This is a genomic window from Massiliimalia massiliensis, assembly GCF_900155615.1.
GTDB lineage: Bacteria > Bacillota > Clostridia > Oscillospirales > Ruminococcaceae > Massiliimalia > Massiliimalia massiliensis.
Map to the genome: position 1 here is coordinate 419,624 of NZ_FUHT01000002.1, position 20,135 is coordinate 439,758.

A 20,135-nucleotide genomic window follows, 5' to 3' on the forward strand; every position below is an offset into this window, starting at 1 on the left:
GCTTACCGTCCCTTTCGTTTTCGACTCCATAATACCAGCAGGATCAATCCGGATCCGAGGATCAATATAGAAGCCGCTATCATCAAAACAGGACTGTCTCCTGTCTTTGGCACCTCCGTTTTTTCATTGGTCATCTCTGCTTTGATAATTTGCCCGTCTTCTCTAATTTCAAAAGGAAACTGCCGGCTGTCTATACGGTAACCGTCCAACGGGTCAAATTCCTGATAAGTATATTTTCCTATCCTTAATTTGAACTTCACAACACCATCTTTCCCGGTGTATCCTTCAGCGGCGATTTCCCCGGTTTCAATATTTCTAATCCGAAAGCCTACATTTGCTAATGGTTTCCCATTTGATACGTCTGTTTTCGTAATCCACAGTTCTCCGGTTTCCGGCTTATTTGTAAAACCCTTATCAGCGTTTTTAATCTCTGCGACTTCCCCGTTTTCCCTGATCTCAAAATAATAATAGTTTTCATCTGCAAGGAATTGCTCCGGAGGAGCTGCCTCATGACAGAAGTACCCTCCTTCTAAAAGGCCAGAATACTGATATGTTCCTTCTTCTGTTTCCGTCATAGTTCCAACCACCTGATCCTCCGGATCGTACTTTTTATTCTGATTACTGTCTGCAATGATCTCAAATTCCGCTCCGGTCAGCAGGGTATCGGGGAACTCACTGTCCAGCTTGCTTAACATGGCTGAACCTATGATCAAAGTGTTTTCCACTTCCAGTTCGATCACCTGCCCGTCCTCTGTGATCTCAACCATGATCGGTTCCGTCAACGCTTCGTATCCGTACACCCGTTCCAGCTCGTACAGTTGGTAAATGCCAAATGGTACACCATCAAACACAAAAGACCCATCCTTCTCTGATTCTGTCACATACAAAGCGTGGTCTTTGTCTAGGTCCTGTTCATCGGCACGGAACAATCCAAACACCGTATGGGGGAGCGGCTCTCCGTTCTGATCTATCTTCATTCCCTCGATCTTTCCCCGAATGATCTCGTTTCCGATTTCTTCCCCGTCGTTGACAAGAATAGAAATCATGCCGTTTTGATCTGCGTTGTCCCTCGCCGGTTCTACCGGGTACTGCTGATCGGAAAGAATATAGTGCTCGTCCGTTGCGATCTCTTTCACATACATCTTGGCAAGCGGGATATTCGGCATATTGAATTTACCTTTTGATTCATCATCTATCCCGCATACAAACATAAGCGTGTCTTTCGGGATCGCAAGATTCCCGTCATAGTCTAACACATCTTCCCCGGTGAACAGCCCGAACCGGATATTCTGGTATTCCCCATACATACCGATCTGGTAATGCTCGTCCTGCTCCATGGATTTCTGTAAAGAGATCTCTACTGCCGGGCGGTTGTCCTTTGCCGTGATCTCTAAATCCGGCTGGATCACCTCTGCCGCTTCATCATCGGTGATAGTAAAGGGGATCGGTGTAGAATCTAACAGCATATCGTCCGGCGGTGTTTGTTCCACTAATACATAATTTCCGGGATACAGATAGCCGCTGTAGACAGCTTCTCCCTTTTTGGTGGTGAGCGTTTCGATCACATCGCCTTTTTTATGGCGTACCACGTTCCCGATCACAATGTCCTCCGCAGCTTCGATGTTGTAAACCGCACCGCCGATGACTCGTGTTTCATAGATTGGCTGGGTGAGGATCCCTAATTCCGTCTGCACCATGTCCGCCCCGGTAATGACTTCTCCCTCTTTGTACAGAGCAATCCTGCCTTTCTGCGGGGTGTTTTCCAGATTTACAGTCACCGTTTTGTCGCAGTCTTCTGCTTTTATCTCAAATTCTAACGGCTCAGTTAAAAACGCGAAAGACTCCGGAGCTTCCACCTCATATATTTCATATTTTCCGACATACAGCATGACGGACAATTCTATTGTTCCGTCTTCTGTAGATTCAAATATTTCCTTTCCATGATCTATGACCCATTTCCCAGTCGTAAGATTTTTGATTTTCACTTTGATCCCGGACATCGGTATCGCATTTCCGGTCGAAGAGTCTATCTTGATAATCTTTATTCTGGCCTTTTTCAGTTCATTCAACAGATCATAGAAATATATTTTTCCGTTTTCCGAGATGGTGATTTCACGATCTACAAATTTTGTGGTTTCATCACCCTTTGTCTGGTGCAGGACATATGTGCCGTAAGGCAATTCTTTACTCTGGTCATATCCCGCGCTGTCCGTTTTCAAAATGTCCCGTTCCGTTTCTTTAGCCTTATCATAGCTTCCGGCTGACTTTAAATATATCTGAAATTCCGCATTTTCCTCTGATGACAGGTCTACATCTGTCCCGCTTTCCGGATCAGGGATCTCCTTTTTCTTAGCAACCGCGATTCGGCCGGTAATAACATCGTCTGCCACTGTCTGGCTAATGGTGTTTTTTTCGATTGTAAAGTTTGCTGAACCAGCCTTCAGGGTGTATTTTGTACTATCCTTTAAATATCCTTTCGGCGGGGTGATCTCCTGAATATATGCTCCGTCCTGGCAAGGATAATAACTGCTGGATGCCTTTCCGCCGTTTGAAGTGATCAGCTTTTCCAGCAACGTCCCGTCTTTTTCATACAGTCCGTAAACCGCGCCGTCAAGAGAAGCGTTTCCCTGGGGATTCGAGCTGCTTTCAGAATCTTTTTTTACCAGTGATACCTGAAATTTTTTCAGCTTGTTTGTAAAGCTGGCTGTCACTGAGGAACCGGCCGGGACGGTGACAGTCTGCTGCGCGGGAGTTACATACTTATCATTGACCGAACTTTCCTTGACGGTATATTTTCCGGCTGGAATGTCGCTGAGCGTCGCTTTCCCGTTGCTCCCGGTCGTCACCGTCTCGTCGATTCCGTTTCCTGTGACTTGGAACTTAAATCCGGACTTGGCTCCGTCCTCCGCTGTTTTCGATACGATCAGATCGCCGGCAGCGACATTTAATTTTAGATAGGCTGTCACCGGATCCGCATACTGATTCAAATGAACAACTAAGTCTTGATTGCTTGAGCTTGCTAAATACATTGGCGCCACTTCTGATATGCTTGATAGATATTGGCTCTTTGTGCGAGTCAACTTACAATTCTTTGTTCCGGTAAATATTTTGCTGGCAGTAAATGTGACCTTGTTTCCTGAAACCGAAACAGCGATCCCCTTACTCTTAAAATCAGACCAGTCGTAATACTTTGCAGCTCCGTTTTTATCTGTCAAAGTCAGGGTATATTTTCCGCCTGAATATTTAAGACTTTGGGTGGCCGCGGAAGAAGAACTTGATTTTGCAAAGCTTGGGATTACCGCGTGATCATCGATCTGTGTTCGCATTTTGGTAATACAGGCTTTAATATCCGACTTGTCCGGGTTGGTTTTACAGGCAGCATTGATGATCTCAGTGGATTTGCTGGAGTTATTGTAATACCCGTTTTCGATGATCCAGCAAAGTATCTGTGTTGCGTAATATTCCACGTTCTTGCTGTATCCGTATTTCACGGAGCCCGTATATCCATAAATCAACGTGTACTGCAATAGCTTTTTTTCCGCTGTTGAAAGCTTATTATATGCGTCTTTAAAGGTATAGTCCCCGGTATATACCTGTTCGCCCAGTTCAATACAGTATGCGGGCTTTCCGTTGACTTTCAACATGGATGCCTGTCCCCGGTGGCTCCCGCAAGGCAGGCCGACCCCGGTAAAGTCAAAATAGTAACCGGAAATCCACGACTTGGCGATCGTTCCGCTTACTGAAGCGGCCGATACCTGAAGCCCGCCTTGAAACGTACAGACGGGCAGGATAATGAAAAGCGCCAGGAGCAAGCTCAGCACCCGGCGCGTTATGTTTTTTCTTGTATTCATGATTTTCTCCTTTACAATTACAACAATTATACACACAATGTAATGATATTTAATTGACATTATATTTATATCACGATATAATTTACATATAATAGAAATGGAGGTGTTATTATGTCTGCTTCAAATATGACCAATCTAAATATTCGTACAGATAAAAATGTGAAAGCTGCCGCAGAAAAAATTTTTGAGGATTTGGGTATGAATATGACCACTGCCGTTAATGTTTTTCTCAGACAGACTATTCGGGAAAATGGAATTCCTTTCGCGCTGAAACTGGATATTCCAAATGAGATCACGGCCTCTGACATTTCTGAAAACCGAAAGTTAGCGCAGAATCAAACCGTGAAAGAGGATTTCTCCACCGAGGATTTAAAGGCGGCGCAGTTATAAGGAATTGTGAAAAATAATCCTAGTATAAAAAGACTCTGGAGGAATAAAATATGATTTTATATCATGGCAGCAATATAACGGTATCCACCCCAAAATTAGTTCCTCAAAATCGTTATCTTGATTTTGGTTTTGGCTTTTATACGACAACCAATAAAGAACAAGCAATCAGCTTTGCCGATAAAGTAACAAAGCGTCGAAAAGATGGGAGTAAAACCGTTAGCATATATGAACTAGACGAAAAAATCGCTTTTTCAGAATGTTCTGTATTAAGATTTGATTCTCCAAATGAAAGCTGGCTTGATTTTGTGTCAGATAATCGTGCCGGCAACTATACGGGGTCAGTCTATGATTTCATTTATGGACCTGTAGCCAACGATGATGTTTATCGAACATTCACCCTTTATACCGCCGGCATCTTTACCAAAGAGCAAACTTTAGAGCAATTAAAAATCAAAAAGCTTTATAATCAACTGGTTTTAACAACTGAAAAGTCTCTTTCACACCTGCGGTTTATCGGCATAGTTCCAGAGGAGGAATTTTAATGGAAGATAAAAAGTTTAATGTAATCCGAACTTTTCTTGTTCCTCAAGTTGTGCAGCTGATTGCGGAAAATTATTCGTTGGACGAGATCACTGCTTCCCGCCAGTTCTACGTATCTAAGGTGTACGCTCTATTAGAACAAGAAGATACTAAATTGTGGCATTTTAGCCCGTTGACACTTTTCCATATGTTTCAAGAAGAAAAAAGCACAGGAGATTTTTGTATCCCGGAGGAGGCATGAATATGAGCAGGGAAGGCGACTTTCTTATTTATTGTATCGAGCAATATAAAGACGCTAAAAGCATGACCGGCAGACAGGCTGCTGATCTTTTCACTCGTTACCAGATATGGGACTATGTATATTCGTGCTTTGAAGCGCTGCATACAACCGGTCCAAATTATATCGTAGAAGATATTGACCGGTATATTGAGTCACGGCAACACTAAAATAACAAAAAGCAAGTAAGAAATTTTCTTACTTGCTTTTTCATTTTTATCCTTATTCATTAAAATCCATTTTCTTTTTCTTCTTTTTCCAAGTCCTTCAGAGCCTGATTGTATTCTTCCGCTGAATCATACCAAACTCCATTGATAGAACCGCCAATAAAACCATGATCTATTACTTCCCCCTCAAAGGTATATGACCCATCTCCGTTATCCTTCCAGCCTTTCCCTCCGGAGGATTTTTGAGATGATTTTTTACCTGTAGCCTTTTTCCCGCCGGAGCTGGACTTTCCAGAACCGCTATTCTTGGAGCCGGAACTAGAAAATGCCGCATTGCTGCTGGACACCTGGACTGGTTTTTCCTTTACTGTCACTGTGATCTCTGTCTTAACCGAGTCATCTGCATGAGAAGCAGCTGTGATCGTTGCCGTCCCTGCCTTTACTGCTGTGATTTTTCCGTCTTTAACAACCGCTATCTTTTCATCGCTTGACGTCCAGTTCACGGACGGATCCGTTGTATCTTCCGGAACAACAACTGCCTGTATGTCCGCAGTTTCTCCTTCAGTCAGTTCAATCTTGTCCTTATCCGCCGTAACTTTTTCCGGCATGATCGGGCTGACTGTTACCTTTACCGCCGTAACAACCGGTTGTATTTCGTCTTCACCGTCTTCTGACGGAATTGTCAGAGTCACACTGATTGTTGTCGTTCCCACCGCATTTCCGGTCACTATTCCGGTTTCATCTACAACGGCGATCTGTATCTCTTCAGACTCATAGGAAAGCTTTCCCTTTTCCTGAAATTCCTTGGCTTTGGCCGCTAGTTCTTCTTTCCCTTTTTCATCAGCATCGTCTATGGTGTAGCAATCGCCTTCGATTTCATAATAGGCGCTGATCTGAGAAACGATCTTTTGGCTTTCCCCGATTCGTACTTCAACGTGTTCCGCCATTAGCTCCGGCAGATATTTCCGTTTTTCCGCACAGCCGGTCGAAAAAGCAGTTATCACAACTGCACTTAAAACTAACGCCATTATCTTTTGTATCTTCATAGTCTTCCGTCCCTTCAGACATATTTTAGCACAAAGATTTATGTTGTCTAAAATAAATATACCTGTTTTCCCGTAAAATTCTTTTTCTGCTGAGAAAACTATATATTCTGGCGAATGATTCGTGTAATGATCCCGATCGCGGTATTTTTTCTTCATCAATATTCGTCACAACAAAATATACGTCGTCTCTTTTGGCTGGTGTTCTGGAATCGTAGCAGGAATGTGCCACAGCGTTGACGCCAATGCTCAGGTGTACAAAAACAATCCCCTTATAAATATCTATTACTTGTCCGATATATTTTCCCTGAACCTGGCACCGCTTTAAATTTTCCTTGTTGACGTCTCCCTCTACTGATTTTATATCAGCCCGTATGCTGATTGTTTCGACAGATTCTCGATCAACTTGCGTTACCTTGACCACAACCTGATCGCCAATATGATACAATTCTCTTGCGTCGGCCAGCCAGCTCCAAGATAAATCCCGTGCCACAATAGAACATTCTACTCCAAACACCTCCACCCTGATCACTTTTTCCGCTGCCGCTACGACTCTGGCCTGGACCAGCCTGCCTTCGTAAATCAGATATTCTCCATTCTTATCGGGATCCAGATAAAAAGTCTGTCTTTTCCGCAGCATAGCTGCCCGGCGGGAGGCTACTATGCTTTTAGTATCCAGATCGATTCCCTGAATCACAAAGTCTATTTCTGCCCCCAACATATTACCGATGATTTTTTCCTGCCGCAGCAGCATATCTCCGTAATGCGCGTCTTTATTTAATCCCAGCATCATTTCTGACGCGGGTATGATCACCCGGTACGACTTATAATATACGACTGCCACGACCTGTTTATCTAACCTTTCCACACCGCTTAGTATCCCTGTCACGATCCTTCTGGCATGGTATTCGCTTTGTATCGCGTACCATAGCGCTTCCTCCTGCATTTCCGGTGTTTCTACTGTATTTTTCACTTCTATCGTCAGAATCGGAGATGTATTCCGGTTTAATTCTTTTTCCATAACGATTTCCTTCCTTTTTCTATAGTTTTAAAATGCTGTCTTCTTGTTTTCTTCTCTTCTTTTCTGCAACCGTCGGTTCTTCAATGGAATATTGAGCTGATACTGCGTTATTCTTACGCCATTCAGGGACATGATCCGTAATTTTACAAGGAACTAATTTCCTGTATTCCGGGTGTCTGGTATAGTCAAATTTCTTTACCTTCAGGATTTTCTGTCCTCTGATGATCACAAAGGCTTCATCGATCGGCAGTCTAAGCACTTCGTCCGGGTTTAACAAAAACCGTCTTCCAACCGATTGGGTTTCCCTGAATTCCGGCACATAATCTGTCAGGCGCATGGTTCCAAGCCGTTTAGACTGGCTTGAGACCTGTACAGAAGCGATACCCGAACGGCGGCTGACTAATTCTGCTGTCGCGTCGTCGGTACACCCCAGAAACAAGTGGGTATCGCAATTCCCCAAAATCTCCTGCCATTGATTATCGGGATACCTGTTTTGCAGCTGAGCAATATTTTGAAATGCTAATCCAAGCATATTGATGTCCCGGCTGCGGATCGTTGAAATTTTTCGAAAGAAATCCGGAACTGTTCCTACGTTCGCCCATTCATCAGCAATAATATTGACCGCTACAGGCAGCTTGCCGTTCTTGCCATGCTTATCCGCATATCGTACCAGTTTGATAAACAGAAAGCTGAAAAACAGTGAGGATAAAAATTCAAAGGTAGAATCCTGATCCGAAGTGATACAGAAATATGCGCACTTTTTCTTCCCCAGTAATTCCAAATCTATTTCCGAATGACTGGTGATTTCTTTGATCAACGCACTTTGAAATACCTGAAGCCGCGAGCCAAGCCCTATAATAATCCCGGATTGGACTGTATCAGACGCCTGCTTGAAAATAGAAAAGGGGGCTTTTGCCGGGTGGTCATATGGAAGCCTGCGAAATAGGCTGCTCAGTTCGTCGACTGACTTTGAAATGATCAGATGATATACTTCAGCAAATGATTGCTGCTCCGGCGCGTAGGAATTTGTAACATATAAAATCAACGCCTTTAAAAGATTGCTTTCCCCATTGTCCCAAAACCGATCGCCTTTTCCATCTCCGGTATTTTTCATTACTACATCAGCAAAAACTTGAGCCATGATTTCATCTCCGCCAACTTCACCCAAACAATCCCATGAATCTGAATATTCAGGATCTACTAAATTGAATACCCGAACAATATAGCCGTTTCTTCTGAGGTATTCTGCCATATCGCAGTAAAGCTCGGATTTTGGATCCGTCAGCACCATGCTGTCGCCCCGGCGAACACACTGAAAAATCATGTTTCGGATCGTCCGGGATTTCATGGAACCGCTTGCACCGTACAGAGCGACATGCTTATTCAGCCGTGTTTTCTCAGGCAAACACACCAGTTTTCCGTTCAGCTCTCCTAAAATGATTCCTTTCCCAATATGAGATTGCGGGACGATCTCTAGGATCTCTTTACATTCCTCCTCTGTCATGAATCCACTGGTGCCATAGATCCCTTTTTCGGAATAAGTAAGATTCCGCTCAGGGTCGAATAGTTTCTGATGGCATCGTTCGCGGAATAATAGATAAAAGGCAATTATTCCTAGCAGACCAACCATGATGGCAATTCCATATATGTTATATGGAACATCTGTCAGTGCGGCTAAACAAGCTTTCACTGAAATTTCCAGTAACTTCGGAGTTCCCCCAGTCTCTCCTTCAGCTTCCCAATCCCGGTAGCTATGCAGCATCTGTGAGATGATCCCTCCGCCGAAAAATATTATGGACAACGCGGCCATAGCGCTGATTATAAGGGCCGCAATTTTACTCCTTTTCATATTCGCTCACCCATTTAAGACCACTATTCCAATTCGATCCTGGTTCCGGTTTTTGAAAATCATAGCAAAGAATCTTTCCAGATGCGTCGTAGTCCTCTATCCATTCCCGGTACTGTCTGATCTTTACCATATCAAAATCACGCGCATCTAATGGCTGCAAACTGTTATGATAAAAACCAGGTTTCCATGTGTCATGAAACGGCCTTTTTACCTGATCACACAATCTCTTCAGCATTTTTACCCCGCAGCTATTCAGCGGGATAAAATGAAAAGCCGTAAAAATATTATCAGGACAAAACCAATTATCTTTCCGTCCGCCCTGACTCTCCATCAAGCGGTAAGCCTCTTTCATTGTATCTCCGAACATCAGTCCCCGAAATTCGTGGTTTTTCAATTCATGAGTGCGCCCGCTGTATTGAAGCAAATATTCCAGTTGTGCCTTCAGCCTTTTTTCGGCAGCGGGCATCCATTTCAGAATTCCGCTTCCCGTATTATATACAACATAAACCGCATCTGACGTTATCAAAATTCCGGTTGCTCTGGAATTGCCGATCATATGTCCGATCTCCATTTCCCGGATCTCTCTGGAATCATAATAAACCGGAAAAGATAGGTTGTTCCGCCCCTGATAGGTCTGTTCAAATATCCCAGCTTTCTGATCCCTAAAAAGACATATCCCAGCTCTCAGCTGCATCAGCTTCGCTTGTGCGGTATGATGAAGGCGAAGCCTTCGGCTGATCTCCCTTCTGCATAGATTGGTGTCAACATTTCCTGTCAGATAAAATGCAAACCGCTTTGAATCATTTTTCAGCAGCAACATTTTCGCTTTTTTAGTTAGCCGATAGCTTCGCAGCTTGTCCTTATAGATGCATCGGATCCACCCCTCTCTTTTTAAAACTGTCAACAGTTTTGATAAATAATCCGGCTTAACCGGGAGCAGATCAAGATTCGGAAAAGGCAGTTCTCCGCAGACGGCGATCCACTCCAACAGCCGGTAGCTCTGTGTATGCTTCTGCAATGCAGTCAACCCGCTTTCTTTACCGTATTGGATTACACTACGGTGAATTTTATTGGTACTATTCAGTGAAGCTTCCTGTTATTCCGCATATCTGCATAGTTTCGGATATGTCCAGAAAAAATCAGAAGAAATACAGGTAAAATGGATATTCATGATCCCTATTTTTCCTGTTCTCTAAGCCATAACAGGAATCTTTTTGGTTCCATCACCATAATTTCTGTTCGATCGCTGTTCCCTAACACCGACGTCTGATATTGCCGGCAGAGCTGACCGGTATCGTCTGTCATCACAAAGGCCGCAACCGTATCCAGTACGGGTTTCATCATCATGTTGTCGTAGTCCCGTATCCGGGAAATTGAAAGCTTTTCGTCATAAACATGGATAAAGCACACTACACATTCACGAAATTTTTGAAATTTTTCCTTTTCACAAAACTCATGCAGCGTGTAATAAAGCGGATCTAATAAAAATGCAGATATTGTTCTTTGCTGGCGCTTTGGCAATAAGCTGGGGATCACAACAGTCAATATCCCATCTTTCCAAACGATCCTGATTCTTTGGATCTTTGCGGCATTTTCCAGCAGCTTATGCTTCTGAACCGATCCCAGGTCAATCGCCAATTTCCGCATACGCACAGCAATAGATTCCGACAAATATGTTGAATTTAACAGCAGTGTATCATATTGCTCCGGATACTTGGCAGCGTCTGTCACCGTTAAAGCGAACAATCCATTATTCAGCTTTACCCCGTCGTCTACTACTTTTCTGATCCGGTCATACCGTTTTTTCTGGTCGATCTTCTTTCGCCTCCTCACCATAAAAATGGGATATTGTCCCGTCATCATCAACGGCGCAATATCCCACGACACCCTGAATATTCAGTTTTGGTATTTGTTCCTTTTGTTCTACAATAATAATTCTTCGGGGATATTCCCGTACCGGCTCCAGCATAAAACTGATCAGCTTTTCTTCTCCTCTGGCAGCATAAATGATTTCATACACCTGGCCCTTCATAAAAAAGCTGATGCATACCGGATACTCTCCGGGAATATGGTATTCTATACTTTCCCAGAAGCTTAATAGAACCCAAAATGCCCGAATCACCTTTTCATCGGCCTGTTTCAGCTTGTCCGAATCCGCAGCGATATATTTTCTGTCCCAGTCGCCCACGGCCCTTCCTGATGACTTTAATTTCCGCAAAATGGTCGCTACGATCAAATCATGTCCCGGGAACATTCTGTATATCTGATTTGTCTTAAGGCAGCCATACTGCGACAGGACTTTCGCGGTTTCCTGTAATTCTTCCTGCATTTCTTCTCTTGTGTGCAGCATATTGTTTTATCCCTCCTTAATTTTTGGCGTATAGAACTGTTGTCAAACTGCGTTGTCATTTTCCTGTTTCCCGTTGAAACGTACAGAACTGTTTTGAGAATCAATTTCCACCTTCTTACGCAAAGCCAACTGTTCCAGTTCGGCCCGGTCTGTCGTGATCAATTCTTTTTCAAGCTGTGATGATTTGAATTCTACCGTAACATTATTGTTATTAGTTGAAATCAATCCATTTCCGCGTTCAAAGTGTGTAATAGCCATTGTTTCGGAATCGGACAGCTTTAATATCTTCTGTACTCTCTGAGTCTCCTCATCTTCCAGATTTAAAATGATCTTTGTTTTACAGGCATTGATAATACCCTTGCCATACTTTCCGTCTTCCAATGCAAAGAAATCGTTTAGATCCTGCGTCGCACAGACAGCAGATCCGCCATAGCCTCTTACCGTTTTAAATACCTCCAGAATATATTCGGCAGTCTGCCGGTTGGACGCTGAACCAATAATACGCCACAGCTCATCAATAAAAATTGCTTTTTTCTTTGTCCTATCCTCTTTACTTTTTCCAAATACAAACAGGATCGCGATAAACATACCAATGATCATGAGGCTTCCAGTCAATTCAGAAAGATCCAGAACCACATACTGATTATCCAAATCAACGTTTGTCTGCTGGTTGAAGGAAGCGGCTGAACCATGAACCAGCCAATTTAAAGAATTAGCAAGCCGTTTTGTTTCGGGATCCTTTACCAGGACTTCGTAAAGATCGCCTAAGATCGGCATTTCCTTGTATTTCCCCTGCTTTTCTTTAGACCATAGGGAACGGTTGTGAAAGTTCATTCCTTTGGCTGCGTAGGTTTTGACCAGCGCGCTGTCCAAAAGCTGTTTTTCTTCATAAGTCATATCAGGAATCAGAAGGCTAAAGAAGATATGCAGCTCCTGGATCTTCGTTGCCAGCTTGGAATGTTCCTCTTCTACTCCATCAATCAGGTCATTGTTGACCGTATCACTTTTTCTGATCTCCATAATGTTGATACAGGACTTAGACGACGGGGAGATAGAAACAAACTGCCCGCCAATATTTTTGCAGGCCCGGCGGAATTCATGACCTTTTAGTGGCGCTATGATAAAAACCTGGATATGCTTTCTTCTCATACGCAGCGCCAGAAGCTGCATCGTATAGCTCTTGCCCGCGCCGGAGGTTCCCAAGATCGCAATGTTCGCATTCTTATAAACCCTAGAATCAAAGTTATCTACAATGACCAAAGAATTGTTATGCTTATTTACCCCATACAAAATCCCGTCGTCATCGCACATTTCGTAGGAAGTAAATGGATAGCAGCTCGCCGCTCCAGTAGTCAGCACATTCCTTTTGGAGTGTTCAAATAATCTTTTATCAATCATATTCAGCGGAAGTGCGGACAGGAAAGCCTGTTCCTCCTCAAATTGGCAGTTTTGGCATTCCAGATCCCTCGACATCATCAGTTTCTTCATTTCATGAGTCCGCCACTCCAATTCTTCCGCGCTTTCCGCTGTAATCGTAATTAAGGTATTGATATAGTAGAAATCCTGATTGTTGGCAAGCCCGCTTTTCAAAAGGTATCCGGCTTGTATCGCCCCCTCCAGATCATCAAAATCTGTATTGGTGTCCGACGCGTCTTTAATTTTTGAACGGTTGATCCTTAACTGCTGGCCAAGCTTTGAGATGATCCGGTCTTTTTCTTCTCTCCGGACAAAAATATCGACGTCTATTCCTTCTCCGGCATTTACCAGTACGGACATCCAACCTGCATATACCTTTGGGTTGTATCCCCCGGAAGGGATCATCAGGAAAGTATAATATAATCCGTCGATTACGACATATTTGCTGTGGGTAAAGTCGATCTCGTTCGGCGTCATAAATTCACTGATCGGAATATCATTTAACTGATCCGCCTGATCCGCTGCTACATATCTTCCTAAAACCTCCATAATTTTGTCTGACATTGGTTTTTCCGTTTTCCGATTAAGCAGATGATAAAGGATCTCTGTTGTCACCTCATTCTCATTTTCCGGAGTCAAAACAGTATTCCCGCACTGGAACAGATAAGTTCGGGCAGTCTGCGCCGCAGAACGAAGAAACGAAACCGCTTCGATTTCTTCATCTGCCCGGTTCCGGTTAGAACGCATAAACGGTTCGTATTCAAATATCATAAAGAACCGCCGGGTGATCGCTTCCCTGGAGCCAATCTGTCTGATTAGTTTCACATAATCCTCTTGCAGCCGTTTGCAGTATGGATCCGTTTCTTGCTGCATATCTGTTTCCAATCCTGCCAAATACTGATTAACGTCCGCCCGTTTGGTTACTGCTTTAAACTGGATCTTGACCGGGCTGATCTTCAGGTAAGACATAAAGGAATAAATGATGTTTCTCTGTTCCCGTTCATTTCTCAGCCAGAAATTGACCGGCGTGACCTCAATGATCTTTACAAAGCGGCGATCCCTTGTATAGATGATCCCATGGTCTATTTTTTCAATCGGAAGATAGTTCGGTATCGTCATATCCTTTTTAGGGATATGACGTGCCTTTCCAGACCGTTTCCTTTTCTCCGACTCCTCCTTATCCATTTTTCTATTTCGCTTATTCTCCCGCTTGACTTTCCTTAGCTGCCGCTTCAGTTCCCGGATCTCCTCTTTTGTTTTTCTGTCTGCTCCCTCCGTCTTTTCTATTTCATCTCTTATGATTACTGGTTTTGGCAGTTCATGGATAATTCTCCGGTTCATCAAAAAACGAAGCCACGAAAACAGATAAGAGGACAGGCATTTTCCATTGATCCCTACTAAAGCAAAAATCACCACCGGCATGACCACAATACAAAGAATAATGATCCTCGCTGTCAGTGATACTGGTATCCTAAAGATCGGCAATGCCAGAATCCCGGCCAAAGCCCCGGCCTCGATCACATTCCGAATTTTAAACATTCCTCCCATCAGCGTTCCTGAATCTATAAAATTAGGAGGAATATAATAGATGTCGCTGCGTTCGTCTTTGTGTTCCATGATTATCAGTGCCTTTCCGTTAAATCTTTTTAGCCTATGTATTTCATTGGGTCCTGTCTTTGTCCGTCTTTTCTCACTTCAAAATGCAGATGCGGCCCTGTTGTCCGTCCGGTATTCCCTACCTTCGCAATCACATCTCCCTGCTTTACTTCCTGCCCCACCTGTACCAGCAGCTTGCTGCAATGGGCATAAAGCGTGGCAAAACCATTTCCATGATTGATCACAACATAATATCCATAGCTGGTGTTGCTATAAAGCGAGGTTATCACGACTCCTGACTTGGAAGCATGAATATCAGTACCGACCGGACTGCGTATATCAAGCCCTCCGTGACCATCTCCCACATGGGTAAACGGATCGACACGGTATCCAAAAGCAGACGTGACCAATGATTTCCAATTTGGATTTGGGAATGGAACCGCGAATCCTTCAATAGCCCATTCATAAGGGTATTCTTTCATCAGTTCTTCAATCGAACCTTGTGTTCCGCCCGGATAACTTCCTGTTCCGCTTCCTAAGAATAAGCTTAGGTTTGCAGCATAATTCTCTGATAGCTCCTTTTGCTCATCATTGAGCTTAAATACCGTATCGGCGAAATAGTCCTCTCCCACAAAGGAAATCGTATATGTTACCGTCTGTATTTTTTCTTGTTCTCCGTCTTCATTTTCTATTGTACCGGTTGATTCTTCAGAGGTATAGGAAAACAGCTTATCCTTATGCAGACGTACCAGACCGATCAATTCCTCATTACTGATCATCTTGTAATCAGGTTGAGAAGCGTTATACTGTGCAAGCAGAGTATAACTATCCACCACTGATTCGGCAAAAGGATCTATGATCTCAGTTTGTGTTTCTTCGTCCAGACGGTCAATTTCCGACTTGACCTGTACAAGAATATGGTCGTGCGCCTGCTTCACAATTTCCTGAATTTGTGTGTCTACTGCTTCCAGATTTTCCAGAATAGCCTGATTATCATTCAGCAGTATTCCGTTTTCCGGATCGTCAAGATCCCCAAAAATTGAAGACGGCAGCAGAATGATAATCAATAACGGCAGAGAAAGAAAAAAAACTATGGCAGCCAATATTTTACTAACAAGCCTCCGGTTTTCCCATAAAAAAGCGGCGGCAGCTCCATACGGTCCGCCGGCTGCGGTTCCTCTTGCGATCCCCGCGACCGCTTTTCCAGTTTTGACTGCCCCGTGTATCATTCCTGCCGCCTGCGCGCTTTTCAGAAAAACTCCCTGCTTCTGCTCCTGGCTCATGGTCACACCCTGTCTTTCCGTTTGGGCATATCAGGAAGCTTCTGCACAATGTTTTCATAATACTCCACTTTTCCGTCCACATTGGTATATGGGATCTTCTCTACAGCATTTTCTGCATATTGCCGGTACCACTTTGCTCCGTCTGCGGAATCAACAATATCAAACTTTCCCGCGTGTGGTTCCATATATTGGTCTGCCCGGTACATTCCAAATGGGATACCTTCAGGATTCGCCGCTGAAATTTCTTTCCCCATGATCCTGCCTCCCCCAATCTCAACATCTGAAAATCTGGGTGCGTCTGCTTTTCCGGTGTATCCCAAATATGACAAAGCGGCTTGTGAAGCAGTTTTGCCTGTTATACTTCCCATGGTTGAAATATTCCCGGCCGCTACTTTTCCAATTATGTTATTGGCAAAATTCCCGCCTTTGGCAAGCGAAGATTGGAAGGTCTGGCGGCTTATCGGGTCTCCTCCCTGATTTGTCACCCCGCTGATCGTATTCTGGGTAAAATGCCTGCCGGCAATCCCAGCGAGTCCCCCGGAAAAAATCCCGCCGCTTGAACCATTCCCGGAAACAGCATTCCCAGAGCCTCCGCCTTTTCCACGCATTTTTTGGATCGAAGAAATGCTTTTCATGACTACCATTGCTTCCGAAAGCATAGATCCTCCGGTTTGTCCCACGCTGATTCCAAGGCTGCTCATGAAGCTGTCTATTTTCTGGGCTACCTTTAAAAAACCGACCGCACAGAGAAACCAGACAAAAACATTTCCGGTGACCGCTTCCTTACTGGAGCTGTCTACTGCCTGCTGCACCTGGCTTTCTGTTACCTCTGCAAAAACTGCCGTACAGTTTAAAGCAGCAAAAATCAGGATAATCAGAACTGCAAATATCAGTCTTTTATGTTTTCTCACTATTTCACCCCCTATATTGATAACGGATTAGCAATGAACGCACCGACCATACTGGTAAACAGTCTTAGGCACCATGCGTTCATCAGCAATAAGAATATCTGCCCGCCTACCATTCGTCCCCAGCTCTTAAAGATTCCAGATGTCGATTGGCTGGAACCCATTGCAAAAGCTACCGGAGCGGTAAACACCAAAACGCCAAGCAGGATATATCGCTCCGCCGCTTCAAACAACATTTTTAGATAGTTCCATGCCAAAATAATGACCAGAATCAAACCGATCAGCAGCCCTGATCCAGTTGCGCACACTCCCAGTATTGTTGTAATCGCGGAGTTAAATTTAGCAAAGCTGACAGGCGGAAGCTCTGACGTCAGGATCCAGTGGTACGGCGTTCCCCCGATTTTCAAAACCAGATCCACAATATCGTCTGCAAACCAAACCAAGAAAATAAAGAGAAAAGACCGGATACTCAATTTTACCGGATCTTCTGCGTCCAGCCCTGCGTGCAGGCCAAAATTCCGAAAGAGCTGCCATACCCAATTCAGCAGGATCAACCCCAGCGCCAGCGCGACAAAGACGTTGTACATTGTTTCCGCAGCCGGAAAATACCGTACAAATACGTCCATATCACAGCCCAACGCTCCTAATACTGAACTTGTGATCAGATCCAGGATATTCATGACCTGTTCCGCGATCCAGCCTACGATCCCATCTAAGATCCCCATATCCTACTCCTTATCCGTTCCATTTTCCGCCTGCAAAGAACGGGGTAATGTAAGCCATGATAAAGCCCAGGCCATTGATCACAGCCCATGAAATGACGATCCGTTTTAACCAAGACCGGGATTCATCTACCGTTCTCCCGCTTTTGGAAAAGTTCATCAGCAGCAGGGCAACAGAAGCAGCGACAACGGCTGCCACCGTCGAGATGATCACGATCTGGGAATACACATCTTTCATAATTTCACTTGCCTTATCCCAGACTGTTGCCGCACTGACCGGGGTACAGAACACGGCGGCTAATGTCGGGATCAAAAAAACCAGATAGGTGATTTTTCCTATCCGGCTTTTTCTTTGCGCTATTAACTTGTCCTTCATTGTTGTATGCTCCTCCTTTTTTATTTCACCAAAACAAAAAGGAAGACACCCGTTTGGACGTCTTCCTCTTTTTCGATATTTGTTTCAGCATACCTATTGTAACATATTAAAATATACGTCTCAATAGCATTTTCGTTTATTTTTTTCTCTTTTCTGTGCCTTTTGCGTGCCAATAACGCTTACATTTTCTTATCGTGCCATTGATCTAATACTTCCTCTACTTGTGCTATTAGCTGTTCTTTGTTTGGAATATATGAGATATATCTCGATGTAAAAATATTATTTGACAAGCCACCTAATGCATATTCTGCGGCTACACTATCTTTATCTGTGCATAAGATAATCCCAATGGGAGGATTATCATGCTCATCGTTGACTTCCGCAGCATAATAATTCAAATACATATTGATTTGTCCTATTGCTTCTGGCATAAGTTTTGTTGTTTTCAACTCAATCAATACATAGGCTCTAAGAATTTTGTTATAGAAAACCATATCTACATAATAGTGAGTATTATTGAGGGTAACTCGCTGCTGTGTTCCTACAAACATAAAGCCGCGTCCCAATTCCAACAAGAACTTTTCAATTTGCAGAACCAAAGCCTTTTCAAGCTCACTTTCTAACATTGCCTTGTTTTCAGGTACACCTAAAAATTCAAATACATACGGATCCTTTATCATGTCGAGCGGTGTTGCCATTTCAATTCCTTTCTCTGCTAGGGCTAACACCGTTTCTTTATTTCTTTTTCCTTCTGATAGCAGCAATCGCTCATAAAGTGAGGTAGAAATCTGTCGTTTTAATTCCCTGATTGACCACCCAGAATTGATAGCTTCCTTTTCATAAAAACTACGCTTATCAGTGTCAGAAATAGTCAACAGTTCACAATAATGTGACCAACTCAATTTGCCAGACACTGTCTGGCAAATTGGATATGCAAGAAAAAAAGCTCTCATATTTTGTAAATTAGAACGAGAGAACCCCTTTCCAAACTCTTTAGTTAATTCATTGGATAACTGTTTTAGCGTAAATTTCCCATAATTTGCTCTTACCTTGTTATCCTGCTCATGCTCAACAATTATTCTTCCGATTTGCCAATAAGTAGTAAGTAATTCTGAATTTACTTGTACAGCTACATTTTGGCGTGCCGTTAATAACAATTCTTTAATTTCTTTTATCATAGAATTATTATTTAGTAAATCATTCATATTATTGGCTCCTTTAAAGTGTTTTTTTTAGTATAGCATAAAAATAATTTTTTTACTACTCGTTATTCCCTGCTACGCATTAATTTCCTTCCGGAAAAAATTCATCCAAAATACTCATACATTCTTTTGAGGTGTATCCCCACAAAACGTCACTTAATGCTTCAACTGTTTCCCGACGGTATCGGTAATAAGTGCGGTATGATATTGTACGGACATGAGGACGGATCGATTCGATAATCTCAGCTACATTCCTGCATTCATGCGGAGAAAGATATGTATAATAAAGCACCCAGTAGTATTCCTCTCCCATTCTGTGCTTCGTATGCAGCAGTTCTACCGCACTGTCGATCATCTTAAGCATTTTATTGGACTTTTCAATACATTTCGCATGATGCTCGATCATTGTTCCCTGAATCTCTGCTCCAGCTGAATAGATAGATTCCAAGAATTCATCAATACTGCTTTTAAACTCCATTTCAAAGCTCTTTTTCACCTGCTGGACAGACAGCTCCAGGCTCCAGACGACATCACGATACTTGGATAAAAGCTTCCATGTATTGTGGTACAGTGGATTGTCCTCAAAGGCTTCTTCTGCCTGTTTTGTTTTTCGCATGATTTCACTCCTCGTTTTTCTTTTTATACTTATAAAAACGTAATTTTTGCCCGCTTTGGTTACAAAAAACCAAAAATATAGCAAGAGGAAGACACCCATTTTGAGCATCTTCCTCTTGCTATATTTATTTCAGCATACCTATTGTAACATATCGAGATATATGTCTCAATAGCATTTCCGTTTATTTTTTTCTCTTTTCTGTGCCTTTTTTGTGCCAATAACGCTTACTTTTTCTTATCGTGCCATTAATCTAATACTTCCTCTACTTGTGCTATTAGCAAGATTTGTCCTACTACTTCTGGCATAAGTTTTGTTGTTTTCAACTCAATCAATACACATTCTCTAAGGATTTTATTATAGAAAATCATATATCCACGTAATAATGAAGATTGTTGAGGATAACACGCCGCTGTGTTCCTAACCGCTCGAGTATCCTCGGATGATATCCCATACAAAACAAATGGCGTATTCTATCTTTCATGATGGATCTTCCTACAAAACAGAATTCTCGTCAGAAAGGTGTTGTCT

At 43.1% G+C, this 20,135-nt stretch carries 18 protein-coding genes; 4 read left to right on the forward strand and 14 right to left on the reverse strand.

Annotation, left to right across the window (positions count from 1 at the left end):
• Positions 1-2 precede the first annotated feature (2 nt).
• The gene (locus tag CZ360_RS01985) at positions 3-3,851 is read right to left on the reverse strand and encodes a SpaA isopeptide-forming pilin-related protein (protein WP_083712053.1); all 3,849 of its coding nucleotides are present in this window, start codon (positions 3,849-3,851) and stop codon (positions 3-5) included.
• Positions 3,852-3,962: 111 nt separating this feature from the next.
• Here CZ360_RS01985 and CZ360_RS01990 point away from each other — a divergent pair, with 111 nt between their 5' ends.
• From CZ360_RS01990 to CZ360_RS02005, 4 genes are read left to right on the forward strand one after another with little or no spacing between them, the layout of a single operon-like run.
• A complete protein-coding gene (locus CZ360_RS01990; protein ID WP_077532515.1) occupies positions 3,963-4,241 on the forward strand; it encodes a type II toxin-antitoxin system RelB/DinJ family antitoxin in 279 nt (92 codons plus the stop codon).
• 50 nt (positions 4,242-4,291) lie between these two features.
• Entirely contained in the window at positions 4,292-4,783 is a 492-nt protein-coding gene (locus tag CZ360_RS01995) for a DUF3990 domain-containing protein (RefSeq protein ID WP_077532516.1), read from the forward strand.
• Positions 4,783-5,022, forward strand: coding sequence for a hypothetical protein (locus tag CZ360_RS02000; protein ID WP_077532517.1), 240 nt, complete (start codon positions 4,783-4,785; stop codon positions 5,020-5,022). The genes CZ360_RS01995 and CZ360_RS02000 overlap by 1 nt, the downstream gene beginning before the upstream one ends.
• A gap of 2 nt (positions 5,023-5,024) precedes the next feature.
• Positions 5,025-5,228, forward strand: a complete 204-nt coding sequence (locus CZ360_RS02005; protein WP_205411093.1) for a DUF3791 domain-containing protein — start codon at positions 5,025-5,027, stop codon at positions 5,226-5,228.
• Between the two features lie 59 nt (positions 5,229-5,287).
• On the opposite strand, the gene CZ360_RS02010 is transcribed toward CZ360_RS02005, so the two are convergent.
• The 13 genes from CZ360_RS02010 to CZ360_RS02070 all read right to left on the reverse strand — a co-directional run bounded on the left by CZ360_RS02010 (position 5,288) and on the right by CZ360_RS02070 (position 19,607).
• Positions 5,288-6,271, reverse strand: a complete 984-nt coding sequence (locus CZ360_RS02010) for an Ig-like domain-containing protein (RefSeq protein ID WP_077532519.1) — start codon at positions 6,269-6,271, stop codon at positions 5,288-5,290.
• A 25-nt stretch (positions 6,272-6,296) separates the two neighbouring features.
• Positions 6,297-7,289 (reverse strand): S1 RNA-binding domain-containing protein, encoded by a 993-nt coding sequence (locus CZ360_RS02015; RefSeq protein ID WP_229407963.1) that lies wholly within the window; start codon positions 7,287-7,289, stop codon positions 6,297-6,299.
• A gap of 19 nt (positions 7,290-7,308) precedes the next feature.
• A complete protein-coding gene (locus CZ360_RS02020) occupies positions 7,309-9,138 on the reverse strand; it encodes a VirD4-like conjugal transfer protein, CD1115 family (protein WP_077532520.1) in 1,830 nt (609 codons plus the stop codon).
• Positions 9,125-10,156 carry a hypothetical protein gene (locus tag CZ360_RS02025; protein WP_077532521.1) on the reverse strand — a complete coding sequence of 344 codons (1,032 nt, stop codon included), beginning with the start codon at positions 10,154-10,156 and terminating at the stop codon, positions 9,125-9,127. Before CZ360_RS02025 ends, CZ360_RS02020 begins: the two co-directional genes overlap by 14 nt.
• Before the next feature lie 158 nt (positions 10,157-10,314).
• Complete coding sequence (locus CZ360_RS02030; RefSeq protein ID WP_077532522.1) at positions 10,315-10,974, reverse strand: DUF6100 family protein; 660 nt, start codon at positions 10,972-10,974, stop codon at positions 10,315-10,317.
• Entirely contained in the window at positions 10,931-11,488 is a 558-nt protein-coding gene (locus CZ360_RS02035) for a DUF5697 family protein (RefSeq protein ID WP_077532523.1), read from the reverse strand. Before CZ360_RS02035 ends, CZ360_RS02030 begins: the two co-directional genes overlap by 44 nt.
• Before the next feature lie 42 nt (positions 11,489-11,530).
• A complete protein-coding gene (locus CZ360_RS02040; protein ID WP_077532524.1) occupies positions 11,531-14,521 on the reverse strand; it encodes a TraG/VirB4 family ATPase in 2,991 nt (996 codons plus the stop codon).
• A gap of 29 nt (positions 14,522-14,550) precedes the next feature.
• On the reverse strand, positions 14,551-15,783 hold the full coding sequence (locus tag CZ360_RS02045; RefSeq protein ID WP_077532525.1) for a M23 family metallopeptidase: 1,233 nt from the start codon (positions 15,781-15,783) through the stop codon (positions 14,551-14,553).
• Positions 15,784-15,785: 2 nt separating this feature from the next.
• Entirely contained in the window at positions 15,786-16,694 is a 909-nt protein-coding gene (locus tag CZ360_RS02050) for a hypothetical protein (RefSeq protein ID WP_077532526.1), read from the reverse strand.
• A gap of 11 nt (positions 16,695-16,705) precedes the next feature.
• Complete coding sequence (locus tag CZ360_RS02055; protein ID WP_077532527.1) at positions 16,706-17,416, reverse strand: hypothetical protein; 711 nt, start codon at positions 17,414-17,416, stop codon at positions 16,706-16,708.
• A 10-nt stretch (positions 17,417-17,426) separates the two neighbouring features.
• Positions 17,427-17,789, reverse strand: a complete 363-nt coding sequence (locus tag CZ360_RS02060; RefSeq protein WP_077532528.1) for a fimbrial protein — start codon at positions 17,787-17,789, stop codon at positions 17,427-17,429.
• A 179-nt stretch (positions 17,790-17,968) separates the two neighbouring features.
• Complete coding sequence (locus CZ360_RS02065) at positions 17,969-18,994, reverse strand: PDDEXK nuclease domain-containing protein (protein WP_077532529.1); 1,026 nt, start codon at positions 18,992-18,994, stop codon at positions 17,969-17,971.
• A 79-nt stretch (positions 18,995-19,073) separates the two neighbouring features.
• Positions 19,074-19,607 (reverse strand): hypothetical protein, encoded by a 534-nt coding sequence (locus CZ360_RS02070; RefSeq protein WP_077532897.1) that lies wholly within the window; start codon positions 19,605-19,607, stop codon positions 19,074-19,076.
• Positions 19,608-20,135 lie beyond the last annotated feature (528 nt).